The sequence below is a fragment of the Haloarcula amylolytica JCM 13557 genome (assembly GCF_000336615.1).
GTDB lineage: Archaea > Halobacteriota > Halobacteria > Halobacteriales > Haloarculaceae > Haloarcula > Haloarcula amylolytica.
Map to the genome: position 1 here is coordinate 329,669 of NZ_AOLW01000006.1, position 16,114 is coordinate 345,782.

The 16,114-nt window shown below is 64.6% G+C and carries 13 protein-coding genes, 1 tRNA gene and 1 pseudogene; 9 read left to right on the forward strand and 6 right to left on the reverse strand.

Going from position 1 to position 16,114, the window contains the following annotated elements; translation table 11 throughout:
- The first annotated feature begins 76 nt into the window (after positions 1–76).
- Positions 77–1,222: a citrate synthase gene (citZ, locus tag C442_RS01945; protein WP_008307382.1), complete on the forward strand. Its 1,146-nt coding sequence runs from the start codon at positions 77–79 to the stop codon at positions 1,220–1,222.
- Positions 1,223–1,648: 426 nt separating this feature from the next.
- Here the strand turns inward: citZ and C442_RS01950 are convergent, their stop codons facing one another.
- The gene (locus C442_RS01950) at positions 1,649–3,283 is read right to left on the reverse strand and encodes a potassium channel family protein (RefSeq protein ID WP_008307384.1); all 1,635 of its coding nucleotides are present in this window, start codon (positions 3,281–3,283) and stop codon (positions 1,649–1,651) included.
- A gap of 286 nt (positions 3,284–3,569) precedes the next feature.
- Between C442_RS01950 and ilvA the strand changes: the two genes are divergently transcribed.
- The 4 genes from ilvA (at position 3,570) to C442_RS01970 (ending at position 7,069) form a co-directional block, all read left to right on the forward strand.
- Entirely contained in the window at positions 3,570–4,781 is a 1,212-nt protein-coding gene (gene ilvA / locus C442_RS01955) for a threonine ammonia-lyase (RefSeq protein WP_008307386.1), read from the forward strand.
- Between the two features lie 150 nt (positions 4,782–4,931).
- Positions 4,932–5,135, forward strand: coding sequence for a hypothetical protein (locus tag C442_RS01960; protein WP_008307388.1), 204 nt, complete (start codon positions 4,932–4,934; stop codon positions 5,133–5,135).
- A gap of 29 nt (positions 5,136–5,164) precedes the next feature.
- Positions 5,165–5,246 (forward strand) — tRNA-Ser (locus C442_RS01965).
- 344 nt (positions 5,247–5,590) lie between these two features.
- On the forward strand, positions 5,591–7,069 hold the full coding sequence (locus C442_RS01970; RefSeq protein ID WP_008307389.1) for a polysaccharide biosynthesis protein: 1,479 nt from the start codon (positions 5,591–5,593) through the stop codon (positions 7,067–7,069).
- A 30-nt stretch (positions 7,070–7,099) separates the two neighbouring features.
- On the opposite strand, the gene C442_RS01975 is transcribed toward C442_RS01970, so the two are convergent.
- Positions 7,100–7,471: a VOC family protein gene (locus tag C442_RS01975; RefSeq protein ID WP_008307390.1), complete on the reverse strand. Its 372-nt coding sequence runs from the start codon at positions 7,469–7,471 to the stop codon at positions 7,100–7,102.
- A 59-nt stretch (positions 7,472–7,530) separates the two neighbouring features.
- A pseudogene (locus C442_RS01980) lies at positions 7,531–8,419 on the reverse strand (PhzF family phenazine biosynthesis protein).
- Here C442_RS01980 and C442_RS01985 point away from each other — a divergent pair.
- Positions 8,411–9,139: a DJ-1/PfpI family protein gene (locus tag C442_RS01985; RefSeq protein WP_008307392.1), complete on the forward strand. Its 729-nt coding sequence runs from the start codon at positions 8,411–8,413 to the stop codon at positions 9,137–9,139. The pseudogene C442_RS01980 and the gene C442_RS01985 sit on opposite strands and share 9 nt — an antisense overlap.
- Positions 9,140–9,148: 9 nt before the next feature.
- On the opposite strand, the gene C442_RS01990 is transcribed toward C442_RS01985, so the two are convergent.
- Both C442_RS01990 and rnz read right to left on the reverse strand, forming a co-directional pair.
- Positions 9,149–10,222 carry a Gfo/Idh/MocA family protein gene (locus C442_RS01990; RefSeq protein WP_008307393.1) on the reverse strand — a complete coding sequence of 358 codons (1,074 nt, stop codon included), beginning with the start codon at positions 10,220–10,222 and terminating at the stop codon, positions 9,149–9,151.
- Between the two features lie 42 nt (positions 10,223–10,264).
- Positions 10,265–11,200, reverse strand: coding sequence for a ribonuclease Z (rnz, locus tag C442_RS01995; protein ID WP_008307395.1), 936 nt, complete (start codon positions 11,198–11,200; stop codon positions 10,265–10,267).
- A gap of 369 nt (positions 11,201–11,569) precedes the next feature.
- Here rnz and C442_RS02000 point away from each other — a divergent pair, with 369 nt between their 5' ends.
- The 3 genes from C442_RS02000 (at position 11,570) to C442_RS02010 (ending at position 14,353) form a co-directional block, all read left to right on the forward strand.
- A complete protein-coding gene (locus C442_RS02000; RefSeq protein ID WP_008307397.1) occupies positions 11,570–12,772 on the forward strand; it encodes a ribonuclease E domain-containing protein in 1,203 nt (400 codons plus the stop codon).
- A 57-nt stretch (positions 12,773–12,829) separates the two neighbouring features.
- Positions 12,830–13,495, forward strand: coding sequence for a potassium channel family protein (locus C442_RS02005; protein WP_008307399.1), 666 nt, complete (start codon positions 12,830–12,832; stop codon positions 13,493–13,495).
- 381 nt (positions 13,496–13,876) lie between these two features.
- A complete protein-coding gene (locus tag C442_RS02010) occupies positions 13,877–14,353 on the forward strand; it encodes a PIN domain-containing protein (protein WP_008307403.1) in 477 nt (158 codons plus the stop codon).
- A gap of 16 nt (positions 14,354–14,369) precedes the next feature.
- Here C442_RS02010 and C442_RS02015 read toward each other — a convergent pair whose 3' ends face one another.
- Positions 14,370–16,073, reverse strand: a complete 1,704-nt coding sequence (locus C442_RS02015) for a methyl-accepting chemotaxis protein (protein ID WP_008307405.1) — start codon at positions 16,071–16,073, stop codon at positions 14,370–14,372.
- Between the last annotated feature and the right edge of the window lie 41 nt (positions 16,074–16,114).

The window sequence follows — 16,114 nt, forward strand, 5'->3', positions numbered from 1 at the left end:
ATAACTGTTCCTGACATTGTGCCACACACGCTCGGAAAGAAAATGTTTTTCCCGGAAGGTAGGGAAGAGATTGCGTATGTCCGACGACCTCAAGAAGGGACTCGAGGGTGTCATCGTCGCCGAGTCCGAACTCAGCGTTATCGACGGCGACGCTGGCAAACTCGTGTATCGGGGGTACACCATCGAGGACCTCGCGAAGGGTGCCAGCTACGAAGAGGTGCTGTACCTGCTCTGGCACGGTCACCTGCCGAACCGGGACGAGCTCTCCGAGTTCAAGCAGGCGATGGTGGACGCGCGCGACGTGGACGACGACGTCATCTCGACCGTGCGACAGCTCGCCGAAGCGGACGAGAACCCGATGGCAGCGCTGCGGACCGCGGTGTCGATGCTCTCGGCGTTCGACCCTGCGCCCGAGGACGCCGAACCGACCGACGAGACGGTCAATCTCGAAACTGGGCGGCGGATCACGGCCAAGATTCCGACCATCATCGCGGCGTTCACTCGCATCCGCGACGGCAAGGAACCCGTCGCACCTCGCGACGACCTCGACCACGCCGCGAACTTCCTGTACATGCTCAACGGCGAGGAGCCCGACGACGTGCTCGCCGACGTGTTCGACCAGGCACTCGTCCTCCACGCCGACCACGGGCTTAACGCCTCGACGTTCTCGGCCATCACGACGGCGTCGACGCTATCGGACGTTCACAGCGCGGTCACCTCCGCCATCGGGACGCTGAAAGGACCGCTCCACGGCGGGGCCAACCAGGACGTTATGGAGATGCTAAAGGAGGTCGACGACGCCGAATCCGACCCGCTGGACTGGGTCAAGAACGCCCTCGACGAGGGCCGCCGCGTCTCCGGCTTCGGCCACCGCGTCTACAACGTCAAGGACCCGCGCGCGAAGATTCTCGGCGAGCGCTCGAAGGAACTCGGCGAGGCCGCCGGGACGCTCAAGTGGTACGAGATGTCGACCACCATCGAGGACTACCTCATGGAAGAGAAGGGGCTGGCCCCCAACGTCGACTTCTACTCGGCATCGACGTACTACCAGATGGGCATCCCCATCGACATCTACACCCCCATCTTTGCGATGTCCCGCGTCGGCGGCTGGGTCGCCCACGTCTTCGAGTACATCGAGGATAACCGTCTGATCCGACCCCGCGCCCGGTACGTCGGCAAGAACCCCGACGAGACGGAGTTCGTGCCGCTGGACGAGCGGTAAGGCGCTCCCGCTGTCAGTCGTCCGTAGCCTATCACTACCGCGTGGCCGTGAGCGCGTTTCATCGCGCGAACCGGGGAAGGGCAGGGCGGCCAGCGTCCGGCGGCGACGCCGCCGGTTCTCGGAATCGGCACAAGATGCATCTCTTGTCGAGTCTCTCCAATATCGAACTCTGCGGTAACGGACGCGTAGCGACTGTCCGCGAACGAAGTGAGCGGTTCACCGAACGCGAGCATAGCGAGCGTTCGGCCTTTTTCGCCACCGAAAGACTCGCGAGGCTCGTCTTTCGAGCCTTGCTTCGTGGTTCGAGAGAGCTTCGCTCTCTCGTCATCACGAGGGGCGCAAGCGCCCCTCGAACGACTCCGCTCAGCAAGACCACGTTTTTGCGCCGAGCGGTGCGTGAAGCGCACCCGAGGCCGAAAAAGGTGGTTAGCCAAACACTGACTTGAACCGCGTCACGCCGTCGTCGGTGCCGGCGATGACGAGCTTGTCAGTCGGTTCGATAGTCACGTCAGGACCGAGGTCGGTGATGACTGCGCCGTCGCGTTCGATGGCGACGACCGTACAGCCCGTCCGCGAGCGGACATCGGCCTCGCCGAGCGTCGTACCACCGAGGCCGTCGGCAGCGACGCGGATGACCTCGACTTGCTGGTCCATCGAGATGACGTCTTCGTCTTCGAGGATCGTGGAGGCGAGCATCCGGCCGCTGACCGTCGACAGCGCGAGGACGTAGTCCGCGCCCGCCCGGTACATCTTCTGGACGTTCTCGCTTTCCTCGGCGCGGGCGATGATTTCGACATCTGGGTTGAGGTCACGGATGACAAGTGTCGCGAACTCGGTGTCGGTGTCCTCCGATAGGGCAAGAATAACCGTTCTGGCCGCGCCGATGCCAGCGTGTCGCAGGTCATCGGGCTCCGTGGCGTCACCGACGACATCGACGCCGGGCTCGTCGGTCTGATCGAGCACTGTGTGCGGCACCCCGGCGTTCGTGAGCGCCGACGTGATAGTCTGGCCGACCTCGCCGGCACCGATGATGACCGTCTCCCCGCGGCGGAAGCCGCGCACGCTGGAAAGCGTCATTTCCTTGAGCTTTTCCAGTTGGCGCTCGGTCCCCGAGACCAGCAGGACGGTACTGCCGTCGAGTTCGGCGCTGGGGTCGGGCGGACTCACGAACTGGCCGCGGAACCACGCACCGATGACGTTGACGCCGGTCCCCTCGCGGATGCCGCTGTCGGCCAGCGTTGTTCCGACGAGGTCGCTCCCGCGGTGGATCGGCAGTTCGGCGATGTCGAAGTCCTCGCCGATCTCGATCGAGTCCCCGAGCGTCGTCGAGACGCCGGTCGTTACCTTGCTTGCGAGGCTCTCGCCGAGCAGGCCTCGCGGCGACAGGACAGCGTCGGCCCCGGCGAGGTCGTGATACTTCGCGCGGTCGGGTTCCTTGACGACGCTGACGGTCTGGACGGACTCGTCGACTTCGCGGGCGGTGAGGATGATACTGGTGTTCACCTGGTCGGACGCGTCGGCCACGAGCGCGCGGGCGGACGACAGATGGGCCCGTTCGAGCCCGTCGACGGACTGCGGGTCGGCGTGGATGACGTAGTACCCGTCTTCGTAGAGGTCGTTGGCCCGGTTCCGGTCCGGTTCGACGACGACGTAGTCGACGTCCCAGGTGTCGAGTTCGGTGACGAGCGTCTCGCCGCGGGGGGAGAACTGACAGATGACGACGTGGTCGCTGAGACCGTTTTCGACCGTATTCGGGGCTTTCGTCTCCATCGCCTCTTCGAACAGCGGAAACAGCAACACCGGCAGTGCGAGGAAGATGAGCACGACGCCGGTGATGTCCATCACGATGACGAGTAGCCGCATCTCCGTAGTGCTCCACGGCGCGTCCGAGCCGTACCCGGTCGTGGTGAACGTTTCGACCACGACGCGAAGCGACCGCAGGAACGGTTGCGGGTCGTTTTCGAACGTCGCCATTCCGTAGTCGTACGCGAACGCGTACCCCAGGATGATGCCGCCAAGTGCGACGATATACACCAGCGTCCGTCGCAGCCAGGTATCCATCTACTACGTTCTGGGATACCGAGTGTAAAACAGTTCTGTCCGGCTAGCCAACGTTCACTTCATGTGATGAACGACAGGTGGGCAGCTCCACCCGAACGCTGTCATGCACTTTCACTTTCACCGCGCTACGACGGGATTTAAGTCAATCGCGTTCGTTCTCCCGCATGCAGTCACACGCTCCCCCCTTTCCGTTTCAGGACATTACCCGAGCAGTCGCGGCTATGGCGACCGTCGATGCCGCATGGTCGGCCGACAGTATAACATGGTCCGGTGAATAGCCACTCCCATGCTCTCATTTGAGGACGTCCTCGCGGCACAGGACACCGTCTCTGAAACGGCCAGGCACACACCGCTCGATTACTCGCACACGTTTTCGGCGATGACCGGCGCGGATGTCCATCTCAAGCTCGAACTGTTCCAGCGCACGGGGTCGTTCAAGATACGCGGTGCGACCAACCGCATCGCGTCGCTCTCGGACGCTGAACGGGAAGCCGGTGTCGTCACGGCGAGCGCCGGCAACCACGCCCAGGGAGTTGCACTGGCCGCCACGCGAATCGGCGTCGATTCGAAAATCGTGATGCCGGAACGAGCCCCGGTCTCGAAAGTGAAGGCGACCCGGAGCTACGGCGGCAACGTGGTCCTCTACGGCAGGGACTACGACGCGGCCGCCGAACACGCCCACGAACTCGAGCGCGAAGAGGGCCGGACCTACGTCCACGCTTTCGACGACGAGAAAGTGATGGCGGGTCAGGGGACCATCGGACTGGAAATCTACGAGGACCTCCCCGGTGTGGACACGGTCGTCGTTCCAATCGGCGGCGGCGGGCTCATCAGCGGCATCGCCACGGCGCTCAAAGGCAAGGACGAAAGTATCCGCGTCGTCGGTGTCCAGGCCGAGGGAGCGTCCAGCGTGGCCGAATCCCTGGAGAAGGGCCACCGAATCGAACGTGACAGCGTCGAGACCATCGCCGACGGCATCGCCACTCGTACCACCGGCGAACAGACGTTCGAGGTCATCAGCGAACGCGTCGACGAGGTCGTGACGGTGTCGGACTCCGAGATCGCTGTCGCCCTGACGACGCTGTTAGAGCGCTCGAAAACACTCGCCGAGGGCGCGGGTGCCGTCGCGCTGGCCGCCGTCATGGAGGAGAAGTTCGATTTCGAGGACGACGAGACGATTGTCCCCGCGCTGTGTGGCGGGAACATCGACCTGAACATGTTGACCAACGTCATCATGCGCGGCCTCGTCGAGACCGGCCGCTATCTCAAGATCCGGACCGTCCTCCAGGACCGCCCCGGCGCGCTGGAGGAACTCGTCGAGGTCCTCTCGCGCGAGCAGGTCAACATCTACGGCATCGAGCACGACCGGACCAGTCGCGACGTGGCGATGAGTTCGGCCGAGGTCGAACTGGATCTGGAGACCCGCGGCCACGACCACGTCGACGAACTCATCGACGCGCTCACCGACGAGGGGTACGAGGTCGACGTGCTCGTCTGACTGGGTCTCTCCCCCGAGCCAGAGCGCGCCGAGCGAACTGTTCTCGACTGATTCCGGCGAGGCTTTAGCCGTGGCGGCCACCGCTTCGTGTATGCGACGGCTCGCACGGACAGTACCTGCCGATACAACAGCACGGAGCGGAGGGCGCTGATGGACCCACGAACGAAGGGCAGCATCCTGTGGGGCGTCGTCGGGAGCCTCGCGTTTCTGGTTCTCGTTCAGGGTTACGAACTGCTGGCCGGGACGCCGGTGTCGATATCGGCCAAAGCTGGCGTCGCCGTAGCCGTCGGCATCGGGGCGACGCTGGCCTCTTACCGCATGCAGCCCCGGCTGTTCGGAAACGAAAGCCCTTAATCGCCCGCCCTCGCACTCTCGAAATACGTGCCAGGATGGCCGAACGGTAAGGCGCACGCCTGGAAAGCGTGTTCCCTTTCGGGATTCTGGGTTCAAATCCCAGTCCTGGCGTTTTCTGTGACTGACTGCGAGTGAGGAGCGACAGCGACGAGCGAGCCAGCAGTCACGAAACGTACATTGACTGGGATTTGAGCACGCGAGTCGCAGCCCCGGGAGCACAGCGAAGCGAGCACCCCGGAACGTCTCGCCATCGGTTCAAATCCCAGTCCTGGCGTAGGGAAGTTCGAACGAAGTGAGAACCTCCGGAAACGCAAACGGCGAACGGAGTGAGCCGTGAGCGGATGTTTTCTGTGACTGACTGCGAGTGAGGAGCGACAGCGCCTGTCACATTGCTGTTCCGCCTGCCAGTGCAACCACCGCACCGTTTTCCCGGCCCCAGCACTGATACTCGGTCGATGGTCGAACAGCGTGATGGCGACGAGATAGACCTGCTGGACTCCTCTATTCGGACGAGCAGCGGGGCGCTGTTCTCGACGACGCTGTTCGTGCTCAGCGGCATCGTCTACGCGTTCGTCACGTCGCCTGGGGCGACTGGCACGTATTTCTTCATCAGCATCTCGGTCTCGCTCGTCCTCCGTCCGATCCGGGGTATCAGCCAGACGCTGCAGAAGGTCGGCAGCGAACGGGGCGAAGCTGTCGGCCCGTATTTCGGCCTGGCGATACTCTTTGCCCTCGGCTATCTCGTCGTCGCCGGTGGGGCTGTGGCCGCGCTGGCCGGCGTCATCGTCCGCAATACCGTGGTGTCCCCGGGACTGCTCGCGCCTGTCGGTCTGTACGCCCTTGCGGTTGCACTGTCGATGATCGCGACGAGTCTGGTCGGTGCCATCGGCTACCCGAGCGTACAGACGTGGCTTAACGGCGTCCAGAGCGCTATCCAGCTCATTATCCTGCTGGCGCTGGCCCCGACACTGACGACCGCCAGCGACTTGCTGTTCGTCGTAGCCGGGGTTCGCCTGGCGGTGCTCGTTCCCGTGACCGTCGCGCTGGGTGTCGTCCCGGCGCTGCCGGATCGACACGCCGTCGAGCGCGCCTGGAACTTCGCCAAGTGGAGCGTCCCGGACCAGGTCCTGGACCGTCTGTCGTACAACATGCCGGTGTACGTGTTAGGCGTGGTCGCGACCCCGGCGGCCGTCGGTATCTACGAGGCCGCCGACCGGTTCGCCGACTTCGGGGCGACGATCTCCTGGCGGCTCTCCTCCCCGCTGCTCACGAAGGTCAGCGGGGACTCCTCCGCCGGCGACACGCAACTCGCGTACCTCGACGGGGCTGTTACCGGCGGGACGGGCGTCACCTTCGTCGTTTTCGGCTACCTGTTGGCCGCACACGACGTGGTTGCGCGGATCGCTTTCGCCGGCTCGGAGGGTGTCTTCTCGACGACTGTCTTGCTCGTCGGCGGCGTGAACATCCTCCGCGGCTTCTGGACGCTCACGTCACACGCCATGGAGGGTGTCGGGAAACCGAGCGTGACCTTCCGCACGAAGCTCTACGGACTGGCGTTCAGCGTTCCAGTGCCCGCGATCTTCGGGGCGGAGTTCGGGGCGGTCGCCGGGGCCGCCGGGTACGGCGTCATGAATCTGGTCGTCTTCGGGTACGTCATCTACTACGCTCGGGGCGTCTTCGGGCGGATTCCGCTCGAACCCGGGATTGCGGCGTATCTCACTATCGGCCTCGGCGTCTCGTTTGCACTCACGACGGGTGCAGTCGCCGGCCTCACGCGTGCCGGCCTCTCCCCGATTGTCGTTGCCAGCGTGGCCGCCGTGACGTGTCTCGTCGGCTTCGGCGGCTTCCTCGCTGCGGTGTCCGCACCGGCCCGACTCGTCGCCACCCGGACGGCAGCGTTGTGGCGCAGCCGGGTGCGCTCCCTGCTTGGGTGAGCACTGCTCGTTCGCCGTCGGTCCCGCCGCTCAGAGCCAGCGGTAGAACTCCAGCGTGTACCCTTCGGGGTCCTCGACGAAGGCGGCGAACGCGTCGGCGGCGTCGATTTCCGTCGGTTCGAGCACCGGCGCAGCGCCGGCGTCGATAGCTGTCTCGAAGGTCGCCTCGACATCGTCGACGGTGAACGCGATGTGGTCCACGTCGGCGCGATTCGGCGCGATTGGGGTGGTACGGCCGGGGTCGTAGCGCAGTTGCAGGTCGCCGTCACCGTCCCGGCCGAGATAGACGTTCTCGACGCCGTCTAACGTGAACCGATTCGTCTCCTCGAAGCCCAGCGCGTCGTAGAACTCCATTGCGCGGTCGAGGTCCGAGACGCAGATCGCGGTGTGTGCGAGGTCCATGCCGCGGCGTTGTGGACGGGGCGAAATGAGTGTGCCGGTAACGCGGCTGTCGCGGTCGCTTACAGCAGATCGCCGCGAGCGACGGGGACGACGCTGCCGCCGACCCGGACGCTGATGTCCTCGCCGCTGCCGTCAGTCGAGAGGTGCAACAGCGACGGCCGCCCCATCTCGTAGCCCTGCTCGACGCGGGCCTCGACGGCAGGACTGCCNAGGACTGCCGAGCATCTCGTGGCGGGCGAGATACGCGGCCAGGCAGCCGTTCGAGGAGCCGGTCGCGGGGTCCTCCGGCACGTTGTAGAACGGCGCGAACACGCGGACGGCGAGGTCGTTGTCCTCGCTTCGCGGCTCTCGACAGACCGCCAGGACGTTCTTCGCGTCGCGGTCGCCGGTCACGGCGTCGTAGGCGTCGCGGTCCAGTTCGATGGCTTCTAGCGCGTCGCGGTCGGCCACCGGCACGACGATTGTCGCCAGTCCCGTCGAGACGATTTCCACTGGCCAATCGTGGTCCAATCGGTCAGCGGGCAGGCCGAGTACAGCAGCGAGGTCCTCGTGGGCCAACTGTTCGCCGAACTCCGGCGATTGCTGTGTCATCCACAGGGTTTCCCGCCCGTCGCGCTCTCGCACTTCGACCGGAACCTCACCGACGGGCAGGTCAAGTGTCACCGTTTCGGGATGCCCCTCAGCCAGATGGTCCCGGATGACCTGTACCGTCCCGAGGGTCGGATGGCCAGCGAAGGGAACCTCGGCCGCGGGCGTGAAGATGCGGACCGGCCACGCGCCGTCGCTCGGCTCCCCGGTGACGAACGTCGTCTCCGAGTAATCCATCTCCGCGGCGATAGCCTGCATCTCGTCCTCGTGCAGGTCATCGGCGTCCGTCACGACGGCGAGCTGGTTGCCGGTGTATCGCTCCTGCGCGAACACGTCGACGATGTGAAACGGGTGGGACATACCTGTCCGCTCGGCGGCGTCGGCAAAGAGCGCTCCGGACAACTGTCGGACGGTACCGAGACCCGCACAATCACCGGGCTATTTGCCGCTGTCAGCCGTGTCGTGGGCATGGACACTGTCGCCATCGCCTGCTTCGACGGGTTCGACGAACTGGACGCCATCGGCCCCTACGAGGTGTTCGAGAACGCGGCGCGCTTTGGCGCGTCGTGGGACGTGACGCTTCGCTCGGTACGCGAATCGGATATAGTCACCGCGAGCCATGGGCTTCGGGTCGAGCCTGACGGCCCGCTCGCCGACGTTGTGCCGGACTTGCTCGTCGTGGCCGGCGGCGGATGGAACGACCGAAACGAGGCCGGCGTCTGGACAGAGGCCGAACGCGGGGACCTGCCCGAGGCCGTCGCGGCGGCACACGACCGCGGGACGACTGTTGCCGGCGTCTGTACCGGCGGGATGGTCCTCTCCCGGGCCGGTCTGCTCGACGGCCGGCCCGCGGTGACACACGGCGGGGCAATCGAGGACCTGCGGGCGACCGACGCGACAGTGGTCGATGCCCGGGTCGTCGACGACGGCGACGTCTTGACCTGTGGCGGCGTCACGTCGGGGCTGGACCTCGCGGTGCATCTCGTCGAGCGCGAGTGGAGCGCGGACGTGGCTACCGCTGTCTGTGAGGAGATGGAGTACGAGCCCCGCGGCGATGTCTTCCGCGGTGAATTGGCGTAAAACGCGGAATCAGGCGTTCGCGCGGGCGTCGTCGAGCAGCGCCTGCACGTCGACGGCCTCGCCGGTTTCGCTACTCTCGATGGCGGCGAAGACGATGGCCATCGATTCGAGGACGCTGTCGACGTTCGTCGGCATCGGGTCGCCGCCGTCGATCCAGTCGCAGAACTGCTCGATGAGCCAGGCGTTTTTCCAGTGGGGCCGCTCTGCCAGCGGCACCGTCTTGCCGTCGCCCTTGCCGATGCTCTCGAAGTTCCCGGTGTCGTATGCGTCGGCGTGGAACCGCTCGACGTCGCGTCGGTCGAGGAGGACCGTCTGGTCCGAACACTCGGCTCGGAACTGCTCGTGGCCCCAGCCGTTCAGTGTCGTTGCGTTGGCGTAACTGCCCTCGTACTGGGCGCGGGTGCCATCAGCGAAATGCAGCGTCACGAGGCCGCTGCAGTCACCGTCGTAGTCGGCCTCCTCGGGCGTCCACGTCTCGGCGTACACCCGCTCGCAGGGCGAATCGGCCAGCGACGCGAGGATGTCGAGGTGGTGGATTGCGCCGTCGAGCAGGAGCATGTTCTCCATCTCGTAGACGTAGTCGGCGTAGAACCCTCGCTCGCGGACGTTACCCGTGTACCGAGCCGTCAGATAGTCGATGTCGCCGGCCTCCTCGACAGCGCGCCGGAACGTCGTCTTGTCCCGGTCGAACCGGTGGCTCATCGTGACCCCCATCTTCTTGCCGGCCTTATCGACCTTCTCGGCGACCCGAACCGACGCCTCTAGCGTGTGGGCGATCGGTTTTTCGGAGATGATGTGCAGGTCGTGGGCGAGCGCCGTCTCCACCACGGCCTCGTGGGTCGACGGCGGCGTCACGATAGAACAGATGTCGGCCGGCCGCTCCGAGAGCGCGGTTTCGAGGTCGGTGTAACACTCCTCGGGCGACAGCCCGAGTTCCCGTTCGGCTACTTCGTGCCGTTCCGGGTCGGTATCGACCGCGGCGACGACCTCGATTCGGTCGTCGTGAACGTTCGGCGGAATCGCGTCTGTCGCCCAGGTAGAGCCCTGGCCGCCCAGACCGACGTGGACTAATCGGTGTGTCATGGCTCCGTTATTGCTTCAACGAATAAATGCTGCACTATCTCATCAGTACTCGTCCGCGTCCGGGAACTCGACACGTCGCTCCATCCCGTCTTCCGCGAGCACGACCTCACCGTCGAACGCGTCGCGGGCTTCGTCGACTAACTGGTCGGCGCTCGCGGCGTAGCGCGTCGAGATGTGCGTCAGCGCCAGCGTCGACGCCCCAGCCTGTCGCGCCACGTCGGCGGCTTCCCGAGCAGTGGAGTGGGCCGTCGCCTTCGCTCGTTCCTTCCGGTCCTCCGCGAAGGTGGCGTCGTGGACGAGCAGGTCCGCGCCCTCGCTCGCCTCGATGACGCTCTCTTTCGGGAGCGTGTCGCCGGTGTAGACGAACCGTCGGCCGGGACGGGGCGGCCCGACGACGGCCTCCGGCTGGATGGTCTCGCCCTCGTGTTCGACGGGTTCGCCACGGTGGAGCTTGGAGTATTTCGGCCCCGGCGGAATGCCGAACTTCTCCTCGGCTTTCTCCCGGTCGAACTTCCCCTTCCGGTCGTCCTCGTCGAGGACGTAGCCGACGCTGGCACAGCGATGGGCCGTCTCGATGGCTCGAATCTCGTACTCCGGCCGGTCGAGGACTACGTCTCCGGCCGACACCTCGTTGATGCGGACGGGAAACGAGGGTGTCGTCCCGTTGGCCTGGATGAGCTGTTTGATGTTCCCGCGCGTGCCCGCCGGCGTGTGGACGGCAATCGGCCGCTCGCGTTCGTTGAAGTCCCACGTCTGGAGCAGCCCTGGAATCCCGAGGACGTGGTCGCCGTGGAGATGCGTGACGAACAGGTGGTCGATAGCGAAGCCGGTGCCGTAGCGCATCATCTGCCGCTGTGTGCCCTCGCCGCAGTCGAAGAGGAGGTAGTCGCCGTCGCGGTTGACGAAGATGCTGCTCGTGTTGCGCTGGGTCGTCGGCACGGCCCCACTCGTCCCGAGAAACGTCACGCGCATAGTCATCGAATCCTCTACTGTCGACGGGTAAACCGGTGTCGAAAGGGTGTCGTCACAGGTGCGGTAGCACTCTTCGTCTTGTCACTGCGACGCTCGTTTGTGTGTCGGGATGTGACATGACTGTTTCTACTGACCGGTAATAGCGGCTGCTTTCCGGCGTCACACACTGTCTCGCGCGCTTCTCCGTCGAGACCTTAACCACCAGCAAAACAATTTAATACTGGGTAAGTGTCACCCAGTCTCACTTTCCCGAGCCAGCAGTAACAGATGACGGCTTAGCAGGTTATTATATTCTATTGAACTGTCTCGTCAGTTTATGTGTTGGCCACCCGTTGCATCGTTCGCATTGCCTTCCGATCACCGCAGAACTACATCATGATACGCACACGCACACTCGCCGTTTTCGCTGCGCTACTCGTCGTCGGCGGCCTCACCGCACAGGTCGGGGCTGTACCGGGCGTGACAGCGCAACAGGCATCGCCGTCAGAACAAGCCGGGAACACAGGCGTCGCAGTCGATTCCCTGACTGCCCCGGAGAGCGTCGCACCGAACTCGACTGCTGACGTGGCCGCGACGGTCACGAACAACGAGAACACTACAGTGACTGAATCCGTGGCGTTCCGGTTCGACGGGGCTGTCGTCGACCGGACGCTCGTCACGCTTGAGCCCAACGAGACCACCACAGTCCAGTTCTCCGCGGACACAACCGGCGTCGCGCCCGGTGACTACCGCCACGGTGTCTTCACCAGCGACGACGGGCAGGTCGCTCCAGTTACCGTCTCTGAATCGTTCACCCTGGAGAGCCTCGACGCACCGACGACCGCTACCGCCGGTGACAACATCACTGTCGACGCGTCCGTCGCCAACCCGAACGACTTCAACACGACACAGACCGTCGAGTTCCGACTGGGTGGCCAGCCGCTGGCCTCCGAGTCTGTGACCCTCGACGCGAACGAATCCACTGACGTGACGTTCACCGTTGACACGACCGGCGTCGAGCCGGATACGTACACTCATAGCGTCTTCACGCGCGACGACGGCGCGTTCGCCGAGATAACCATCGAGTCGGCCGTCGATGTGCCCGAAGAGCCGCCCGCAAACGAGACCGAAGAGCCGCCCGCAAACGAGACCGAAGAGCCGCCAGCTAACGAGACCGAGGAGCCGCCCGCAAACGAGACCGAAGAGCCGCCCGCGAACGAGACTGAGGAGCCGCCCGCGAACGAGACCGAAGAGCCGCCGGCGAACGAGACTGAGGAGCCGACCGAAGGCGAAACTGAAGAGCCGCCAGCAGACGAGACTGAAGAGCCGCCAGCAGACGAGACCGAAGAGCCGCCAGCAGACGAGACCGAAGAGCCGCCAGCTAACGAGACCGAAGAGCCGCCGGCGAACGAGACTGAGGAGCCGCCAACGAATGAAACCGAAGAGCCGCCGGCGAACGAGACTGAGGAGCCGACCGAAGGCGAAACTGAAGAGCCGCCAGCAGACGAGACCGAAGACGGAACCGAGGAGACTGACGAAAGCGAGGAGACTGACGAAACGGACAACGCGACTGAAGAAGCCGCGACGACAGAAGGCTAACGCGCGCCACCCTGTCACCCGTTCACATTTTTAATGGTGGCCGTCGTACCGTCGTCCATGAAGTTCGTTATCGTTGGCTATGGCCGCGTCGGCATTCGGACCGCACGGATTCTGCAGAGCGAGGGTCACGAGGTTGTTATCGTCGACAACGACCCCGTAAAGGTCGAACGGGCCACGGAGACCGGGTTCGAGACTGTTCAGGGTGACGGCAATGAGGAGAGCGTCCTCATCGATGCCGGCATCGAAACCGCGGACGCTATCGGCGGCCTCACGGGCGACCTGAACACGAACTTCACCGCCTGTATGATCGGCAAGGAGTTCGGCTGTCGAACCGTCCTGCGGATCGACGCCGACTACCGCGAGGAGATCTACGAGAAGTACGCCGCCGACGTGGACGAGATCATCTACCCCGAGCGGCTGGGCGCGGCCGGCGCGAAGACGGCACTGCTGGGCGGTGACTTCAACGTTCTCGCCGACCTGACCGAACAGCTCTCGGTCGCGAGTATCCGAATCCCCGACGACTCGCCGTTCGTCGGGAAACGAGTCGTCGAGGTGGAACTGCCCGGTGACGCACACATCTACGCACACGGCAAAGACCACGAACCGATGACGATTCCGCTCCCACAGACCGAAATCGAACCGGGCGACAGCGTTGCGATCATGGCTGACCCCGGCGGGCTGGACGACATTCGGGCGACGCTTCGTGGCGACGCGTCAGCCTGAGATTCCGGGACCGCATCCCGCGTTGTCGTCTCTTTTTCAGGACGATAGCGCTTGCTGTCTGCGGCGAAAGCCGGGGGGAGTAGAATATGAAAGGGAGGATCGCGGTGTCCGGGCGCGTCTGGGGAGGATAGGATGGCACGCAGTGGCACCGACGTCCACTGGAGCCGTGGAAACGCGCCCGTACCGGGTGGAATGCTACCGGTAGACATAAATACCCGTCAGACAGGCGGCCGACGGACGACAGACGGCACGGCTTTTTGCCCGTTCAGCTACTGCTTCCTGCTATGACCTGGGCGACGTTGTTCGAACGCGCGGCGGACCACCAGACCACGGTCGACGCTGTCCGTGTGGCCCTCGACGAGCACCGGGCGGAGGACGACGATGCGTGAGCCGTCGCCGGCGCGTGTCGTCGCAGACGCCGACGTCCTCGCCGCCGATCTGCTGTGTGGACCAGACAGCGATGCCCGTGCCGCTATCGACCACATCCGCCGGCATTCGTGGGTCACGCTCGTCGCGAGTGACCACCTGTTAGCCGATGCTACTGCCGTCATCGCCGACCTCGCTGACGACGACCTGGCAGCCGATTGGCGGGCGCGGATCGAACCCGACTGTGACATCGTCGACCACCCGGCCGGCGACCAGCCCGCGCTGGCATCGGCCTATCGGGGCGGCGCACAGCACCTCCTCTCCTACGATGATACCCTGCGCAGCGCCCGGACCAGCGCGTCGCTCAACCGTCATATGTCTCTGAGTGTCAGACCACCGGACGCCTTCGCGCGCCTGTTCGACCCGGAGTCACTGTACCCAGTCGTCGAGGACGGCGAGTATCCCGGTCCGGACCGTGACCCACGCGCGTAGCGAGTGGTCTTGCTGCTCAGTCGTCAGCCGTCGTTACGGTGGTTGTGGCGCCTTCTCCCGACGGCCCGGCTGCGTCCTCGGCAACGTCGAATTCCGCAAGCACCTCACGCAACTCGTCGGTCTGGGCTGCCATCTCCTGTACTTCGGTGGTCACTTCGGTAATCGTCGCGGTCTGTTCCTCGGTCGCGGCGGCGACGGCCTCGGACTCCTCGTTGGTCTGCTCGCTCACAGTCGCGACTTCGTCGACCATATCGACGACCTCCTGCGTGGTCTCCGCCTGTTCGGAGGTAGCTCCCGATATCTCCTGAATCGAATCGTTGACTTCGCCGAGCACGTCGACGATGTCCTCGAAGTCCCGGAGCGCCGACTCGATGGTCGCGGCGCTGTCGGTCACCTGCTGGTTCGTCGCCTCTACGTCGCTGACGGTCTCGCTGGCCTCGTGCTGGACCGATTCGATGCGGTCCGACACGTCTGTCGCGGCGTCGCGGGTCTCCTCGGCGAGCGTCTTCACCTCGTCGGCGACGACGGCGAACCCGTCACCGCTTCCGTCCGCCCGGGCCGCCTCGATGGAAGCGTTCAACGCGAGCATATTCGTCTGCTCGGCGATGTCCGTGATGACCTCGACGATGTCGTCGATTTCGCTGATCTGGTCGACCAGACTCTCGACCGCAACGGCGATGTCGTCGATACGAGCCTCCATCTCGTCGAGTTCGTCGATCGCCTGCTCGGCGTCCGCGCGCCCCTCTCGGCCTCGCTGTGTCGCCTGCTCGGCGGTCCCGGCGGCGCTTTCGGCGGTCGCGGTGATCTCTTCGACGGTGGCAGACAGCCTGTTCATCTCCGAGGCGACGTCGTCGTGACGCGACGCCTGCTGACTGGCTCCGGCCGAGATCTCCTGAACCGACCGGGAAATCTCGTCGCTCGCATCGTCGATCTCTTCGACGCTCCGGGTGACGTGATCGCTCGTCTCGTCGACGTCCTCTGCGAACGCGGCGACGGTGGCAACTGTCTCCCCCAGCGTCGTCACGAGGTCGTTGTAGTTCTGGACAACGGCGTCGAACTGCTCGTCGTCGGCCTCGAAGTCCTCGTCGATAGTGGCCGTCAGGTCCCCGTCTTTCGCCCGTTCGGCGGCGTCACCGAAGGCGACGACGAGGTCGTTCAGCGCCTGGGAGCGCCGTTCGAGGTCGCTGGTCATCGTCTTGAGTTCGGTGGTGTAGTCGTCCATACTGGCGGCCATCTTCTCCAGCGACTCTCCGAAAGCTCCGGGGACATCCTCATCAAGCACATCGGCGTCGAACTCCTGCCGGGAGAGCGCGTCGGCTTGCCGGGACACCGTTAGCAGATAGGATTGCATCGACCTGAACGACGAGAGCAGTTCGGCGACCTCGTCGTCGCGCTCGCTCTCTGGCAGTTCCACGTCGAGTTCGCCGGACGCGATGTGGTCCGCACCCGCGGCCATGGCTGTGATTGGCTCGACGAAGTCCTCGCGGGTGATGAACACCGTGTTGGCGAACGCGACGATAGCGCCAGCGAGCAATACACCGGTGACGACGAACCGGACGGTCCCGCTGGCGACGAGAGAGACGACTGCCAGCGCGACCGAGGCGGCAAACTGTAGACCGACGGCCGCGAGCACCTTCCGCTCGACGGAGCCGGAGACGCCGAAGAAGTCCAGTGATTCGCGTATCACCGCTTTGTACTGTCCGACCAGATCTGTGAGCATACGAACCCTTTTCTTACAGTGTTTAATAATGTTCCAGTCTA

What these genes read in the sequence shown, in the direction of transcription:
- citZ (WP_008307382.1), top strand. Translation starts at nt 77, where the DNA reads ATGTCCGACGACCTCAAGAAGGGACTCGAGGGTGTCATCGTCGCCGAG.
- C442_RS01950 (WP_008307384.1), bottom strand. Translation starts at nt 3,283, where the DNA reads ATGGATACCTGGCTGCGACGGACGCTGGTGTATATCGTCGCACTTGGC.
- ilvA (WP_008307386.1), top strand. Translation starts at nt 3,570, where the DNA reads ATGCTCTCATTTGAGGACGTCCTCGCGGCACAGGACACCGTCTCTGAA.
- C442_RS01960 (WP_008307388.1), top strand. Translation starts at nt 4,932, where the DNA reads ATGGACCCACGAACGAAGGGCAGCATCCTGTGGGGCGTCGTCGGGAGC.
- C442_RS01970 (WP_008307389.1), top strand. Translation starts at nt 5,591, where the DNA reads ATGGTCGAACAGCGTGATGGCGACGAGATAGACCTGCTGGACTCCTCT.
- C442_RS01975 (WP_008307390.1), bottom strand. Translation starts at nt 7,471, where the DNA reads ATGGACCTCGCACACACCGCGATCTGCGTCTCGGACCTCGACCGCGCA.
- C442_RS01990 (WP_008307393.1), bottom strand. Translation starts at nt 10,222, where the DNA reads ATGACACACCGATTAGTCCACGTCGGTCTGGGCGGCCAGGGCTCTACC.
- rnz (WP_008307395.1), bottom strand. Translation starts at nt 11,200, where the DNA reads ATGACTATGCGCGTGACGTTTCTCGGGACGAGTGGGGCCGTGCCGACG.
- C442_RS02000 (WP_008307397.1), top strand. Translation starts at nt 11,570, where the DNA reads ATGATACGCACACGCACACTCGCCGTTTTCGCTGCGCTACTCGTCGTC.
- C442_RS02005 (WP_008307399.1), top strand. Translation starts at nt 12,830, where the DNA reads ATGAAGTTCGTTATCGTTGGCTATGGCCGCGTCGGCATTCGGACCGCA.
- C442_RS02010 (WP_008307403.1), top strand. Translation starts at nt 13,877, where the DNA reads ATGCGTGAGCCGTCGCCGGCGCGTGTCGTCGCAGACGCCGACGTCCTC.
- C442_RS02015 (WP_008307405.1), bottom strand. Translation starts at nt 16,073, where the DNA reads ATGCTCACAGATCTGGTCGGACAGTACAAAGCGGTGATACGCGAATCA.